Origin of the sequence: Acidilobus sp., assembly GCF_049973875.1 — an archaeon.
Lineage (GTDB): Archaea > Thermoproteota > Thermoprotei_A > Sulfolobales > Acidilobaceae > Acidilobus.
Map to the genome: position 1 here is coordinate 1 of NZ_JBMFJI010000021.1, position 14861 is coordinate 14861.

Annotated in this window: 14 protein-coding genes and 1 tRNA gene; 8 read left to right on the plus strand and 7 right to left on the minus strand. The window is 62.4% G+C overall.

What is annotated here, in order from left to right:
- Window positions 1-1304 (minus strand): DNA polymerase domain-containing protein (locus ACP5H1_RS06725; protein ID WP_427973282.1); only part of this gene is annotated, 1304 nt, incomplete at its 3' end.
- Between the two features lie 5 nt (window positions 1305-1309).
- On the minus strand, window positions 1310-1459 hold the full coding sequence (locus tag ACP5H1_RS06730) for a hypothetical protein (RefSeq protein WP_427973285.1): 150 nt from the start codon (window positions 1457-1459) through the stop codon (window positions 1310-1312).
- Between the two features lie 115 nt (window positions 1460-1574).
- Between ACP5H1_RS06730 and ACP5H1_RS06735 the strand changes: the two genes are divergently transcribed.
- From ACP5H1_RS06735 to ACP5H1_RS06745, 3 genes are all read left to right on the plus strand, one after another.
- On the plus strand, window positions 1575-2714 hold the full coding sequence (locus ACP5H1_RS06735; protein ID WP_427973309.1) for an MFS transporter: 1140 nt from the start codon (window positions 1575-1577) through the stop codon (window positions 2712-2714).
- Window positions 2715-2792: 78 nt separating this feature from the next.
- Complete coding sequence (locus ACP5H1_RS06740; protein WP_427973287.1) at window positions 2793-3878, plus strand: L-threonylcarbamoyladenylate synthase; 1086 nt, start codon at window positions 2793-2795, stop codon at window positions 3876-3878.
- A 68-nt stretch (window positions 3879-3946) separates the two neighbouring features.
- A complete protein-coding gene (locus ACP5H1_RS06745; RefSeq protein ID WP_427973288.1) occupies window positions 3947-4279 on the plus strand; it encodes a hypothetical protein in 333 nt (110 codons plus the stop codon).
- Here the strand turns inward: ACP5H1_RS06745 and ACP5H1_RS06750 are convergent, their stop codons facing one another.
- Window positions 4280-7177 (minus strand): PEGA domain-containing protein, encoded by a 2898-nt coding sequence (locus ACP5H1_RS06750; protein WP_427973312.1) that lies wholly within the window; start codon window positions 7175-7177, stop codon window positions 4280-4282.
- Window positions 7178-7282: 105 nt separating this feature from the next.
- The gene (locus ACP5H1_RS06755; RefSeq protein WP_427973290.1) at window positions 7283-7885 is read right to left on the minus strand and encodes a TenA family transcriptional regulator; all 603 of its coding nucleotides are present in this window, start codon (window positions 7883-7885) and stop codon (window positions 7283-7285) included.
- A gap of 69 nt (window positions 7886-7954) precedes the next feature.
- Between ACP5H1_RS06755 and ACP5H1_RS06760 the strand changes: the two genes are divergently transcribed.
- On the plus strand, window positions 7955-9208 hold the full coding sequence (locus ACP5H1_RS06760) for an MFS transporter (RefSeq protein WP_427973293.1): 1254 nt from the start codon (window positions 7955-7957) through the stop codon (window positions 9206-9208).
- A 457-nt stretch (window positions 9209-9665) separates the two neighbouring features.
- A complete protein-coding gene (locus ACP5H1_RS06765) occupies window positions 9666-10238 on the plus strand; it encodes an MBL fold metallo-hydrolase (protein WP_427973295.1) in 573 nt (190 codons plus the stop codon).
- A 7-nt stretch (window positions 10239-10245) separates the two neighbouring features.
- On the opposite strand, the gene ACP5H1_RS06770 is transcribed toward ACP5H1_RS06765, so the two are convergent.
- A tRNA-Val gene (locus tag ACP5H1_RS06770) sits at window positions 10246-10323 on the minus strand.
- A gap of 67 nt (window positions 10324-10390) precedes the next feature.
- Window positions 10391-10735, minus strand: coding sequence for a hypothetical protein (locus ACP5H1_RS06775; RefSeq protein ID WP_427973298.1), 345 nt, complete (start codon window positions 10733-10735; stop codon window positions 10391-10393).
- Window positions 10736-10863: 128 nt separating this feature from the next.
- Between ACP5H1_RS06775 and ACP5H1_RS06780 the strand changes: the two genes are divergently transcribed.
- The 3 genes from ACP5H1_RS06780 to ACP5H1_RS06790 all read left to right on the plus strand — a co-directional run bounded on the left by ACP5H1_RS06780 (window position 10864) and on the right by ACP5H1_RS06790 (window position 13796).
- Window positions 10864-11253, plus strand: a complete 390-nt coding sequence (locus tag ACP5H1_RS06780) for a single-stranded DNA-binding protein (RefSeq protein ID WP_427973300.1) — start codon at window positions 10864-10866, stop codon at window positions 11251-11253.
- A gap of 78 nt (window positions 11254-11331) precedes the next feature.
- The gene (locus ACP5H1_RS06785; RefSeq protein WP_427973302.1) at window positions 11332-13320 is read left to right on the plus strand and encodes an aldehyde ferredoxin oxidoreductase family protein; all 1989 of its coding nucleotides are present in this window, start codon (window positions 11332-11334) and stop codon (window positions 13318-13320) included.
- Between the two features lie 326 nt (window positions 13321-13646).
- Complete coding sequence (locus ACP5H1_RS06790) at window positions 13647-13796, plus strand: hypothetical protein (RefSeq protein WP_427973304.1); 150 nt, start codon at window positions 13647-13649, stop codon at window positions 13794-13796.
- Here ACP5H1_RS06790 and ACP5H1_RS06795 read toward each other — a convergent pair.
- The gene (locus tag ACP5H1_RS06795; protein ID WP_427973306.1) at window positions 13774-14772 is read right to left on the minus strand and encodes a threonine synthase; all 999 of its coding nucleotides are present in this window, start codon (window positions 14770-14772) and stop codon (window positions 13774-13776) included. The genes ACP5H1_RS06790 and ACP5H1_RS06795 overlap by 23 nt on opposite strands.
- Window positions 14773-14861 lie beyond the last annotated feature (89 nt).

Below are 14861 nucleotides of genomic sequence, written 5' to 3' on the forward strand. Positions count from 1 at the left end.
CTGGCCATAAGCCTGAGGGCGTCCTCGTAGAACTCCCTGACAAGGACGGGCTGGTTAGACCTGAGCAGGCCCTTGACCTTGAGGGAGCCGTCGGGCCTCCTGCCTACGTACCTCTGCGGGTAGGGCATACCCTCGCGGGACCTCGTGAACAGGACCCAGCTGAACTCGTCCTCAAGCTTCAGCCTCAGCCCCGTAGCCTCGTTAACCCTCCTGACGAACTCCCCGACCAAATCCCTCGGCCCCCTGACCATGAGCGAGTCAACTATGCCGTGAATCACCTCAAGCCCCATCTCCCTGGCCAGCTCCATCGCCAGCCTGAGCGTGGCCCTGGCCAGGTAGGTCACGAGCTCATAGGCCTCTATCTTGCCGAATATCGAGTTCCTGTAGCCCAGGTAGCCGAAGGAGGCCACGAGGACCCACTTGAAGGCTTCCGCCAGGTCCTCATCGATTCCCTTGTAGAGCTCCTTGAGCGCTATCAGCCTCTCCACGGCCTCAGCCACTATGCCCCTCTCGGCCCTACACACGGTGTAAGGGCCCACCCTCACGTCGTCACAGGCGTTGACGGTCTCGCCCGATATGTTGTACTTCGCTATGAGCGAGGGGTACATGGATGAGAAGTCGACCTGGTACACGCCCTCGTAGCACTTGCCCTCGGGGTACAGCAGGAGGCCTGGGCGGTCCATGTATGCCAGGTCGTCAATTGTCTTCAGCCCCTCCACCCTCCGGACCACCCTGGGCACCACGTACCTCCTAGCCATGGCGATCCAGGCCTCGTTTGTTGTGAGCGCCTTCCCTATGCTGGCGTACCTTATCTCCCTCATCAGGACCCTCAGCGCCTTGCTCCACATTATCAGGCCCTTCACGTCTACGGGCGACCTCCTGAGCTCTGAGACCACCCTGACGGAGGCCCTCACCCTGTCGCACACGGCCGAGGGGCACTCAGCCACGTCAGCGATCACCTCGAGGTCCCTGACGTCCCCCTCTTCTTTCAGTGACCCGTTCACGTAGAGCCTGTAGTACCTCCCACGGCTGTGCTCACCGTACCAGTCGTAGAGCACCACCTTGGCGTAGGTCACCTGGGGGAAGGAGTAGCCGTCGTCCCTAAGCTCGACCCTCCCATCCCTAAGCTCGACGTTGTGCATCGGTAGGGCGCTGATCCTCGCCAGGGCCTGGCTGAGGGGACTTATGAAGTCGTTGACCACCCTGAACCTCCTGAGGTCCCTGTAGGCCCACGGGTCCCTGACCTCGACCCTGTAGATGGTGACGGGCCTGCCGTCCAGGGTCCTCCACTCCTCGGGCACCATGTCAACTACGGAGGGGTGCGACGTGAGGCCCGGGGGAGCTCCTCCAGGTAGACCGGGAACGTGGTCCTGACGAAGGCCCTCCTGAAGCCGTCGAATACCAGCTCGAAGGCGCCTGGATAACCCTCTAACGGCGTGCTCGGCCTGAGGATAAACAAGTGGGGCTTCAGGAAGTAAAATTTTTAGCAGCTTAGCAGCCTCAAATTTTTATTTTTCTCCATTTGTTGAGACCGCCAGGATAGGTCCCTGACTCCGCAGGAGCTGCCGCTCTACCTGGTTAAGTTAATCAGGGTGCTGAGCTCGGCTGCTGTCAGCGTCGTGACTCCCCTGTACCTGGAGTCGCTCGGCCTTGGGCCGCTCTACGTTGGCGCCGCCGTCGTGCTCATGGTTTTAGGCAACGTGGCGTCAAACCTTGTGGTGGCCAGGCTCCGAGGGCAGGACCTCAGGCTGACCCTGATGGCAATGTCGGCGCTGACGGCCGCCAGCGGCGTCGCCCTCTACGCCTCCAGAGAAGTGGCTGTCATAATGGCGTTCCTGGCGCTCGGCAACATAAGCGCCACGGGCACCGAGGCAGGGCCGTACCAGTCCGTCGAGACGTCTGTGATACCGCTGGTCTCCGGGGACCCCCAGATGGCCTACACGATCTACAACTTCCTTGGCTACGCCGCCTCGTCGCTGGGAAGCCTTGCCGTGACGCCCCTCCGGGACCTCAGGGTGGTCTACCTGGGCCTCGTGGCCTCGGGCCTGGCTATGCTGGCCCTCTACTCCAGGCTCACGATGCCGGCCAGGAGGTCAGGCAAGAGGTACTTCTCTAACGATAGGTCGAGGTCAACGGCCTCCCTGCTGGCCGCCATGTTCGCTGCCGACGCCTTCGGAGGGGGGCTCGTGTCGCTGTCCCTGCTCTCCTTCTGGTTCCACTACCGCTACGGCGTCGGCCTGGGCAGGCTTGGGCCTCTCTTCTCCATAGCGCTAGCCTTAACCGGGGTCTCCATACTGGCCACGTACCCGCTGGCAAGGCGCTACGGCAACCTCGACGTCATGGTCTTCAGCCACCTGGCCTCTAACGTCTTCCTTGTCGGCGTGGCCCTCTCGCCCAGCTTCGCCCTGGCGGCGGCCATGTTACTGGCGAGGCAGTCGCTCTCCCAGATGGACGTGCCTACGAGGCAGGCCTTCATGTCAGAGGTGTTTCCCAGGGAGGACCTGGCCCCGGCCAACTCGCTGACTAACACCGCCAGGCTGCTGGCCTCCCTGCCAGGCGGTGCAATAGTCGGCGCCCTGGTAAGCGCTGGGGCCGTCCAGCTGCCGGTGCTCCTGGCAGGGGTGATCAAGATAGGTTATGACGTCAGCGTCTACGCCAAGTTCAGGGGCCCCTACAGGTCACTGAGGCCCGCGGGAGGCGATGGACGTCATTAACTTTAGATATTTTATATTTCTTAATTTATAAATAACGTTTAAACCTTAGGGATGTCACTTAACCTTTAGTGAGCGCCCTTGGAGGACCTCAGAGTAAACACCAAGATACTGAGGATAGACCCGGAGAACATAGACATGGACCTGGTGAGGGAGGCGGCCGCCGCCATAAGGGCGGGCGGCATAGTGGCCTTCCCCACGGAGACGGTCTACGGCCTGGGGGCTGACACCTACAACCCAGAGGCCGTCAAGAAGGTGTTCATAGCCAAGAGGAGGCCCATGGACAACCCCCTCATAGTCCACATACACTCGCTCGACCAGCTTTACGAGGTGGCAGTTAAGATACCTCCCGAGGCGGAGAGGCTCGCCAGGAGGTTCTGGCCGGGCCCCATGACTCTGCTTCTCTGGAAGTCGGACAAGGTGCCCCCGGAGGTGACGGCCAGGAGGCCCACAGTGGCCGTCAGGATGCCCGCCCACCCCGTGGCCCTTGCCTTCATAAGGGAGAGCGGGGTCCCAATAGCAGCCCCCAGCGCTAACCTCGCGGGCAGGCCCTCGCCGACAACTGGTGAGCACGTGGTAAGGGACCTCTACGGCAGAGCCGATGTCATAATTGACTCAGGCGAGACAGTCTACGGCGTCGAGTCCACCATAGTTGACATGACCAGGGACCCGCCGGTCCTCCTGAGGCCCGGGGGGCTGCCGGTGGAGGAGATAGAGAGGGAGCTGGGCAAGGAGGTAGTTATACCGCAGTTCGCGAGGGGCCTGGGACAGGCCGACGTGGCCCTGGCCCCCGGCATGAAGTACAGGCACTACGCCCCCTTCAAGAGGTTGACCATAGTTGAGGGGGACTACGGCGACCTAAAGGCCTACGCGGCCAAGGTGGCCGAGGTGGTTAAGCAGGAGATGGCCAAGGGGATGAGGCCCATAGTACTCTGCTCCTCCGAGACGGCCCAGTACTACGAGCAGCAGGGCCTGAGGCACCTGGTGCTCGGCCCTAGGAGCAACGTGTTCATAGTGGCCAGGAACCTGTTCAAGACGTTCAGGGCCATAGATGAGATGCTTGACGTGGATGAGGCCTTCATGGAGGGCTTCGAGGAGAGGGGCCTGGGCCTCGCAGTCATGAACAGGGCCAGGAAGGCCAGCGGCTTCAGTATTATCCGCGTCTAGAGCCCATTCAGGGCTGCTGGCCTGGCCGCACGCCTTCGCTTTTAACCAATGGGCTCCAAAGCTAAGGCTTGGTGAAGCCTATTTCAAGCGCGCGGGAACCTGAAGCCCTCATGTTAGAGCGCGGCCTCAGGAGGGCCGCCCTGGGCCTCCTGGCTGACCTGGAGGTCTACTTCAGGGAGACCGTGGGCAAGAGCTTCGTCCAGTACCTCATGGATGACCCCGTCAGGGCCTACAGGCTTGCGACGAGCAGGTACCCGGAGAGCCTCGTCAGGGCCGCCCTGAGGGCTGCCCTGAGGCTTGGCCTCGGGGCATCCTCGGCTGACGTGGAGCTGGCTGTAGAGATGCTCAGCACTGGCATACCATCAAAGTTCCTGGCCCTCCTCAACAGGGCGGCCCAGTGATCAGATCTCCTGCTGCTCCTGGTAGGGGGACCTTGACCTGTAGTAGGAGTAGCCCATGTAGGCCGCTATCGCAGTGGCGGCCAGGGCCCCGGCTATAATGTAGTACTTAACGTTCCTCACGACAGGGGCCCTGTGCATGACAGGGACGAGGCCCAGGGTGACGTTCACTGTGGAGCCCGGGGAGACCGTCACTGTCCTGTTGACGCCCGCGTAGCCTCTGCCCTCTGCTGAAACCACGTACTGGCCCGGGGATACAGAGACCTCCACGCGGCCAACGCCGACCGCCACAATGGTGCCGTTGGGGAACCTGACGTACACCGAGGCGGAGCTCACGTTGCTCACGGCCTCTATTGTGCCCCTGGGAGGGGCGGGCGGCGCCGTCGGCGTCACGTTGTAGGAGTAGAGCTGGGGCAGCGTGACATTAGCTGTAATGCTGGCTGAGAGGCCGTTAGCAGCAGAGAGCACTTCGTAGCTCCCCGGCGACACGGGCAGGTAGAGCGGCACCCCGGGCTCCAGCTGGCCCGAGAACACGGTGACGCCTGACTTGCTGACCTTAACTGAGGCGGGGAGCGAGCTGACTAGCCTTAGGACGGGTGTCGTGAGGCTGCACACTACCTCGATGGTGCCGTTGGACTTCATGGTCACCAGCTCGCTCACGGGGGCGCAGACGTTAAGCGGGTAGAAGTGGTTGACCTCGACCTCGTAGGGGATGCCCGAGAGCAGCTGGAGGCTCGAGTTGACAGGCAGCCTGAAGCTTGACCCATTTATGTAGCCCCCGACGTAGCTCACGGGTATTGGCGAGGCCACCGAGAGCGCCGCGTACACAGTGATAGGCCTGAGGCTGACCTTTATGTCCTCAGACGTCAGGGGCAGCACGGTGGAGGAGTAGGCAGCGTAGCCCGCGGCCGAGACGGTCACGTTAATTGGCGTCGCTACGTCATAGACCGTGGCGGAGCCCACGCCGACCCTGGTGCCGTTTATGTATATGGCGGCCGAGGGGGGCGCCGCTGAGATGTTGACCTGCCAGGCGCCCTGGACCAGGTCCTCGTAGCTAATGATCTCAACGGTGAAGCTGCTCTCGTTGTATATTGCAAGGAGCCCTCCAGGCAATGGCGCGTACCTCAGGTAGCCGCCCCAGGCGGGCATTACCACGTACTCCGTCATGGAGCTCAGGTTCACTATGTACAGGTTGCCGTCAGTCCCCTGGAAGGCCGCCGAGGCCCCGTTGACCGAGGCCGTGCTCACAACGGCGGGCAGGCTGATGTTAAGCCCAGGGGCCTGGACGCCTGCTGGCGTAACTGCAACTCCTGATGACGGGTCCTCGACGACCGGCGACGGCAGCCGGTACTCGCTGGCGCCGCCAGGGCCGTAGACGTACATGTAGGCGCCGAAGGGGCCCGAGGACTCAACCATGACGTAGTAGCCTCCGTAGGCCCTGTAGACCCCCATGTATGTGGGCACGAAAGTTATGTTGGCCCTGTAGGCCGCCAGGGGGCTCCCGCCGTAGCTGAACACGTAGATGGTGCCGTTGGACGAGTACAGGGCTATCCCGCCCGGCCCGAGGCCCCCGTAGAGCCACTCGCCGGGTATGACCAAGGGCCTCAGGGGCAGCGTTATGTTAACGCCGGGGGAGATCACCATGGCCTTTGAAGGCACCACTAGCAGGAGGGACCCATCCCCTGAGGCCATGTATGTGACCTGGCTGAAGGCCTCCACTGGCGAGGCCGCCGGCGGCCTTACAATGTAAACAGCCCCCACGGGCCCGGTAACCTTGGCAGGGTAGGCCAGCGCGCCCCCCAGCAGGTCAAGGAGCCTGTTGCCCACGGCCAGCAGGGAGGGTGTCGGTAACTCATACGCCCCAGGCGTGAGGTTCAGCCGGACCAGGAGGCCGCTTACGTTAAGCGTGCCGTACACGGGGACCCCCGCGACCAAGGTTGTCGGCACGGCCGGCGCGAGCATGGTGACGCCATTGTAGTCAGTTATGAAGGCCACCCCTCCCAGCGAGGCCACCTCAAGCCCTGGGACCGGGTACCAGGAGCCCCCGCTCATGACGTAGCTGTAGCCCGAGGACGGCATGTAGTAGCCGTCTGGCACCGGCAGCGCGTCACCTATGACCTGTACCCTGGTCCTGCCGCAGCAGGCGGTGACCAGCTCCAGGCCAGGGAGGCCCTGGACAACGAGCTCGTCGCCCCAGGCCCTGTAGACGGCGAGCGGCACGAAGCTGGCGACGAACTCCCCCACGGGGACGGCCCTCAGCGGGCTGGCGCTGACGTCAAATATTAAGAGCATGGGGCCCTGGCCATCGATGTAGCCGAAGACGTAGGCCCTTGTCCCGTTCAGGATGCCCGCGGGCTGCCCGCCGAGGCCGCTCACGTTAAGCGAAAGCATGCCCTGGGGCGACTGGAGGGCCAGGGTCCCGTTGACGTCCTCAAGGAGCAGGGGGCCGTTGGCGTAGCTGAACGAAAGGACTCGGGAGCCCTGGGGCAATGGGATTACGGCGGCCGTGCCCCTTGGGCCCTCGACGTAGGCCTCGTTGCTCAGGTTGTAGACCACCATCCCATTGTACACGCCTATTATGTCCGAGTAGGGCTCCCTGACCACCCAGGCAAGGGACGCGTTGGAGGAGTACAGGAAGTATGTGCCCTGGTACCCCAGGACCGCCATAAAGCCGTCGCCGCACGATGCCCCCAGGGCGACGTCGCCAGGCCAAGGATCGGTGAAGGAGCCCGTGGCCAGGTTCAGCACCCCGTCCTGGGCTATGAGGTAGGGGTAGCAGAGCCCCACGGAGCTCCCGTTAAGGAGAACCGGCAGGGTGGCCGAGGCCTTCGCGGATGTGCTGACAGTATAGGGACTGAGGGCTACCGCTATAAGTAATATCAGCAGCGCGGCTGTCCACACCTTTAACAAGGGCGCGCCCCATGATGCTAACTCAAGCTAAGGGGAACCTAATTGTGTTACTCGCCCCGGCTTAAGCCGCAGCCCCTTGGAAGGCCGCCCTAGGTGTTACCGGCCGCCCACGTGCCTCCAGAAGTTAAGCTCGTAGGTCTGGGCCGACAGGGCCACGTGCCTGTACATCTCCATGTTTAGGTACCTCTCCGCTATTGTCTCAGCGAGCGACTCCCTGGCCTCATCTATTCCCCTGCACCTGAGGAAGCCCGCAGACCTCACGCCGAGGGACTCGGCCCACTCCGCCAGGACGCTGGTGTTGACGCAGAACGACCTGAAGTTAACCCCGACCAGCACCGCCAGGTCGCCCATGGCGCCGTTGACTCCAAGCCACGTCAGGAAGTGGGAGTAGGCCACGGCGTCAGGGCTCACCTGGTCAGGGCTGTAGGACACCCCCAGCTCACCTGCAAGAGACCTTATGTTCCTTATCCACCTGGGCCCTCCCTCGAGGAGGCCCATTATGAAGTCCACCTCGTCGTCAGAGGCCGCCTTGGGGACGAAGAGCGACAGCGCCCTGTAGTCGTAGGGCGCTATGTACATCTCGTTCACCACAAACCTCCTGAGGGCCTCAAGGCTTGGGCTGAGGCCGTGAAGCGACGACTCCACCTGCCTGGTCAGGTCGGCCACGTGGCCCCTGAGCTCGTCAAGCACGCGGCCCACGCGAAACCCCTGAGCCTGAGGGCTCCTCGGCTTTAAAGAGGGCCCTCTTTACACTCTCAAGGGAAGAGCTTGAACCGCAGGGACTGGATGATATCGCTGATACCGTTCAACCTCGCCATGGGGCCCCTCTCCACGCTGGTGACGCTTGAGGTCTATGAGCTCAGGGGAGGGGCGGTAGGGGTAAGCTACGCCATATCAGCCGGCACCGCCGCCTCAATACTGGCCTCCCTCATATGGGGCTTCGCCCTCGACAGGTACGACAGGAAAGACGTACTGACCGTGGGCCTCGCCGGCACGCTGCTCTCGCTCCTAGCCCTGGCCTTCTCGAGCTCCCTGGCCGAGGTGGCGGCATATTACGCCGCCGCGTCCCTCTTCTCCTCAGCCGTAGGCATGGCTGTCAGCGTCCTGATAATAGACACCATAGAGAAGTCCAGGTGGAGCTCCGCCTACTCAAGGTATAACATGCTCTCCTCCGTTGGCTACCTCTCGGGGGACGTGGCCGCGGCCATAGCCTCGGGCCTCATGCCCACCAGGGCCATAGTTGAGGTCATGACAATGATCACCGCCGCCTCAGTGGCGTGGGCCTCCCTCACGGTGCCCAGGTCGCCGATCCCGTTTGAGAGGGAGTCCCTGCTCCACATAATTGAGGGCTTCCTGCTCAGGGTAAAGCTTGTGCCCACGTTCTTCCTGAGGCTGCCGTCGAAGAGCACCTTCAAGTCCCTGAGGCTCATAAAGCTCGGCAGGAGCCCCGCGGCCTACGTGCCCATGCTATTCATAGCAATAACTATATTCTACGTCTCGTCCGGCATATTTAACACCCTTTACCCCTACGGCCTGAGGGTCCTTGGCCTCTCCAGGTCAGAGGTCTTCCTAGTGATATCCGCCGGCATGGCGGCCCAGGTGGCCGGGTTCCAGCTCGCGCCTAAGATAATAGCTGCCTCAAGGGGCAACGCCGGGGCCTCCTACAGGGCCCTCCTGGCCAGGGGGGCCTCCTACATAGGAATCGGCGTCGCCACGGCCGCGGGAGGAGGCCCCGTTTACCTGCTCGGCACTGGGCTCACGCTCTACCCCCTGGCCGCCGGCATAGCCTTTGCCACGTTCTTCACGGCCTCCAACGTCATGGTATTCGAGGTGCTCAAGGGCAACAGGGAGGGCAGGGGCCTCGGGCTCTACAGCACGCTCACGGGCTCGGCCTACTTCGCCGGGTCCCTGGCCTCGGGCTTCCTGGCCAACTCTGTCGGCTTCGGGTACACGTACGTGATCGCTGGAGCCATGCTGGGAGGCTCCGCCTACATATTCAACGAGCTCAGGAACATGGCCTGAGGGTCGGCGAAGAGCGCTTCGGCCACGGCTTAGCCTAATGAGACCTCTCGTCATCCCTAAGTCTCAGTGGCCCCGCGGGAGTTAAGCGTTGCCCAGGTACTTCATCACGAGCCTCGTGAAGCTCCCCACGTCCTCCGCTGGCCTGAAGAGGTACTCGGCGTTCCTTATTATGCCAAGCACGAAGTCCCTGGGGACCCTTATGGGGAGCCTTGAGGCTATCAGGTCAGCTGAGGCCTCGGGGTCCAGTTTTACACGATGACGCTGATACCTACCCTGCTTGAGGTGGCCCTGGCGGTCTCAGGGCTTGACCTGCTCCTCAACGCGCTGGCGCCCCTCTACATAAGGCCTAGGGCCGCCGGCTGAGAGGCTTTAGCCTTCCCACCTAAGTCTATTTTTCTTGGCCCAGGCCGGCCCGCGTTTTACCTTTCTCTAGTGTTTCCACCCGGGCGTCCGCCATATGGAGGTCTTCCACGTAAAGGGCGTGTCAAACTCCTACCTCACCAGCGACGGGGTCCTCATAGACGCCGGGGCCAGGGCCAGCGACGTGGCCAGGGTCGCCGAGGAGCACGGGGTGAAGGTCAGGTACCTGCTCATAACGCACCAGCACGTGGACCACGTCAGGTACGCGGCTGAAATTGTAAAGGCCTTCAACTGCAGGGTCGTTGCCCCCTCGCTGGAGGCCGACGTGATCGAGGGGAGGGCCAGGCCCTCGGGCAGCGCCCTGACGGCGCTGTTCCAGGCCCTGCTCAGGGCCAGGGCCGTTCACATAGACGTCAGGGTCAACGAGGGTGACGTTATCGAGGGCTACGGGGCGGTTCTTGCCCCAGGGCACACGCCGGGCAGCACGGCCTACGTTAAGGATGAAGTGATGTTCAGCGGCGACGCTATAGTGAGCCGCAACGGGAGGCCCTCGCTGCCATCCAGGGCCCTTAACGTGAACCACGCCCTAGCTGAGGAGAGCCTCAGGAGGCTCCTTGAGCTTAGGCCCAGGGTCATCTACCCTGGCCATGGGAAGCCCATAAAGCTGTGACTAAAGGTGGTGGGCCCGGCCGGACTTGAACCGGCGACCTCCGCCGTGTGAGGGCGGCGTCCTAACCAATCTAGACGACGGGCCCACCAGCGCTAGAGCTCCAAGGGGAACCAATTAAAGCTTTGTGCCAGGCCTTAAGTTCTAAGCCATTATTATCTGGTAGCCTGCGCCACCAGGTCCTCAAAGGCGTAGTGGTGCTCCTCATCGCCTATGAGCCTGAACCCCCTGAGCCTCTCCCTCAGGTTCAGGTGCGGAGGGGAGGCGCAGTAGCCGCAGGCCCCCAGGAGAAGGTTGTTCTTGAGCACCTCCTCAAACGCTGGCCTGAGCCCCCTGTAGGGCGACTCTGACACCGGGATCTTGACGCCCGGGCCGTCAAGGTATACTTTAACCTCGTGGCCCGCCTTCGCCAGGCTCACGGCGTAGTGGAAGGCGTGGGCGGCCCTTATGGACCCCTCAAGGCCCGAGGGGTCGTCCATTACAACGAAGAGCAGCCTCATGTTCCCACGGGGTTCCCTCCCCAGTGACACCTAAAAATGTTGATACTGACTAGTTCGGCCACGTCGCCCTCCAAGCACTTCATCTTAGCTTATAAGGGCCCCGCCCAACGGGAAATGGGTAAATAGGAGTGCAGGTAAAGGACCTGGCTCCTGGCGTCAACGTTGACAGCCTCACAGTGAAGGTTGTCAAGGTTGAGGAGCCCAGGAGCGTGAGCGGAAGGGACGGGTCAACCCACAGGGTTGCCGACGCCCTAGTTGGAGACGAGAGCGGCAGCATACTCATGACTTTGTGGGACAGGAACATAGACTCCGTCAGGCCGGGCGCAGTCATAACAGTCAGGAACGGCTTCGTGGGCACCTTCAAGGGCCACATGAGGCTGAACCTGGGCCGCGGCGGCACCCTGAGCGAGTCGGACGCCCAGATAGAGAATGTGAACACGTCAAACAACCTCTCCGACAAGGTAGTTGAGGACGCCCCGCCCAGGAGGCGCGGCTTCGGGAGGGGTCGCAGGTTTTAACCCTTCCCATCACCTTGTTTTAGACTAATTCTTCCTTGAGCTAAAGTCTGCGTCTTAATACTAAGCCCTCCTATAGTCATGGATAGGCCTTACAGGCCTGAGCTCCACTTTATACGGCTTGGCCTCCCCGGGAGGCTGGGACTTGCTGTGAAGTGGTACGGCTACAAGGGCCGCGTCCTGAGGGTCGACCTATCCGCTGGCAAGACCAGCGTGGAGGAGCTGAGGCTGGACTACGTCAAGATGTACATGGGAGGCCTCGGCTACGCCGCCAAGGTTCTCTGGGATGAGCTTCAGCCGGGAGTCGACCCACTCTCGCCCGACAACATCCTCATAGCCACCGCCGGCCCCTTCACGGGGACCCTGGCCCCGGGCAGCGGCAACATATACTGGGCCTTCAAGGCCCCCATGACGGGCGGCTGGGGGGAGACGAGGTCAGGGGGCAAGTTCGGCTCGTGGATGAAGTACAGCGGCTTTGACCTCATAGTCATAAGGGGCAGGGCCCCCGAGCCGGTCTACCTATACCTTGAGTCTGGCAGGGCTGAGATAAGGAGCGCAAAGAGGTACTGGGGCATGACAGTACATGAGGTCACTGACGCACTCAGGGAAGACACCGGGGTTCACGAGGCCTCGGTGGCAGCCATAGGCCCAGCTGGGGAGAACCTGATCAGGTTTGCCGCCATAATAAACGACTACGACAGGGCGGCCGGCAGGACGGGCGGAGGGGCAGTCATGGGCTCGAAGAACCTCAAGGCCGTGGTGGCGGCCGGCGGCGAGGGGATAGATGTCTACGACCCGGAGGGCTTCATGGCCGCCGCGCTTGAGGCCCAGAGGGGCATAAAGGCCGACCCGGGCCAGAGGTTCATGGGACAGCACGGCACCATAGGCGGGCTCCTGGGAACCAACGCCATGGGAGGGCTCCCCACTGCGAACTTTGAGACTGGCTACTTTGAGGCGGCCGACAGGGTGTCGCACGAGACGCTCGAGAGGAACTACATGATAAAGAGGAGGGCCTGCCACGCCTGCGCAATAGGGTGCAGCAGGTACAGCTACGTAGCCTACGGCCCCTTCGCCACCCCGCCCAACGAGGGCCCCGAGTACGAGACCACCGACATGAACGGCCCCATGAACATGATAGACAACATGGAGGCCATAATAAGGGTCAACTACCTCGCCAACAACTACGGCCTGGACACCATATCAACGGGTCACACCATAGCGTGGGCCATAGAGGCGTACCAGAAGGGGATAATAACGAAGCAGGACACCGGCGGCCTTGAGCTGAGGTGGAACGACCCCGAGACCCACGTGAAGCTTGTCGAGATGATAGCCTACAGGAAGGGCTTCGGGAACCTGCTGGCTGAGGGGAGCTACAGGGCCGCCAAGGCCATAGGCAGGGGCGCCGAGGAGCTGGTTAACCACGTCAAGGGCCTCGAGTTCCCCGCCCACGACCCCAGGGTCGAGTCCAAGCTGTTGGCCATACAGTATGCAGTGAGCCCGAGGGGCGCCTGCCACGTGCACCCCATATACCCGTCGTACGACATGATGCAGGTCGACGCCGGCCTCAAGGACTTCGGCCTCCCGTGGCCCCTGCCTGACAGGCTAGCCGAGACGGGCGTCGGGAAGGGGATAGCCTACAGGGTGCTTGCCAGCTACGGGGAGGCGTTCAACAACGTGGGCCTCTGCATATTCTACTCTGCTGGGCCTGAGAGCGGAGTCATAAGTCCAAGGAGGATTGCCAGGATATACAGCGCGCTGACAGGCATAGAGACCACCCCCCAGGACGTGCTGTTGGCCGGCGAGAGGACGTGGAACCTGAAGAGGGCCTTCAACCTGAGGGAGGGGCTCACTAAGGAGCACGACAGGCTGCCCAAGAGGATGATAACGCCTATACTCACGGGGCCCGCCAAGGGGCTCAAGGTTGAGAACCCGGACGGGCTCGTTGAGGAGGCCTACGACGCCTTTGGGTGGGACAGGAGGACCGGCTACATAAGGAGGTCAACGCTTGAAAGGCTCGGCATGAAGGACGTTGAGGAGCAGCTCCAGAAGCTTGGCAAGTTGTCTGACTGAGATCGGGACCATAAAGGCTGCAAAACGAACCCTGAAGAAAAGGAAAAGGGCGTTCATCAACAGCGGCCGCGACGGCTGCAGGGACTATTTATCACCCGGACCTCACCCTGTAGATAGCTATGTATAGGTCAGCCACGGCCTCAAGCCTCTGGTTCTGCCTGTTTGCCTGCCTGTACCCCCTCTCCATTTTTCTCACCTCTTCTCCAAATATTTAATAGAACCCAAAAAGCCTAAAAAGGTTTCTCCTAATATTTACCTGAAAATACCCTTGTAATACTGTATACAAAAATTGATAAACGTCTCCGAGCCCAGTAACACGAGCTGCCATGGGCTCCGACGAGTGCGACCCCTTCACCAGGGGCCACGTGGTGGAGGTCTGCAGGGAGAGGTGCGCGGAGATCAGCCTGGGAGGGAGGGACTTCGCTGAGTGCGTCAGGTCCTGCGTTGAGGAGCTCAGGTCGAGGTGCGGATCCTAGAGACCAGGTCGTAGAACTTCAGCCCGCTGCCCGTGAGCACGGCTATGAAGCCGCTCACGTCGATGCCCGCCTCCCTCAGGAGCTTCAGCGCCGCATAAGCTGAGGCCGAGGTGGGCTCGGCCATGAGCCCCATGGACCAGAGGTCCCTGGTGGCCTCCGCTATCTCCTTGTCCGAGACCAGCACCAGGCCTCCCCCGCTCCTCCTTATGGCGTCGGCGGCCTCCTGGGCCCTTGGCGCTGAGGGGAGCACCAGGCCGTCTGCCAGGGACGAGGTGCTGCCGGAGCCAACGGCTATGGGCTCCACGAGGCCCCTGAGGGTGGCGTTCTGAACCCCCTGCACGGCGTACAGCCTGACCCTGCCCCCTGAGCCCCTCCAGATGCCGAGGAACAGCGAGAAGCTGGCCGATGGGACGACCACGGCGGAGCCCTCCGGCACCTCCCTGCCGGCTGAGGTCATCCCCTCAAGGAAGGCCGCGCTCACAGCGTGGGCCACGTAGAAGCACCTGCCCGCCATGGCCTCCGCGTACTTCGCCGCGTCCTCCCTGCTGTCGAGCTCGACGACCCTCGCCCCCAGCGAGGATATTATAGACTTCTTGGAGGGGGCTGCAGTCCTGGGCACAGCCACTACGGCCTCCAGCCCAAGGAAAGAGGCGTAGGCGGCCGTGGAGATGCCCGCGTTGCCGCTCGAGTCCTCAACCACGCACCTGTAGCCGAGGTCCCTGGCGAGCTGAAGCGAGTAAGCTGTGCCCCTGTCCTTGAAGCTGCCCGTCGGGTTGACGTACTCCAGCTTGAAGCCTATGGGGCCGAGCGGCGTCTCCCTGTAGACCAGGGGGGTTGAGCCCTCGCCGAGGAGCCTCCCATACCTGGGCCTATCCCCCTCGAACTCCAGCGGCGAGCCGCACCTGGGGCACCTGTGGTAGTACCTGCCCTCCTCGCCCCTGAAGCCGCACCTGGGGCACACGAGCCTCCAGGCCAAGGCCCGCGCCTCACTGACTTCCCCCCGCCCTGAAGGGCGAGGGCTCCCCCCATCGATTCGCTCTTACATCTCTCATCTGAGGGGCAGTC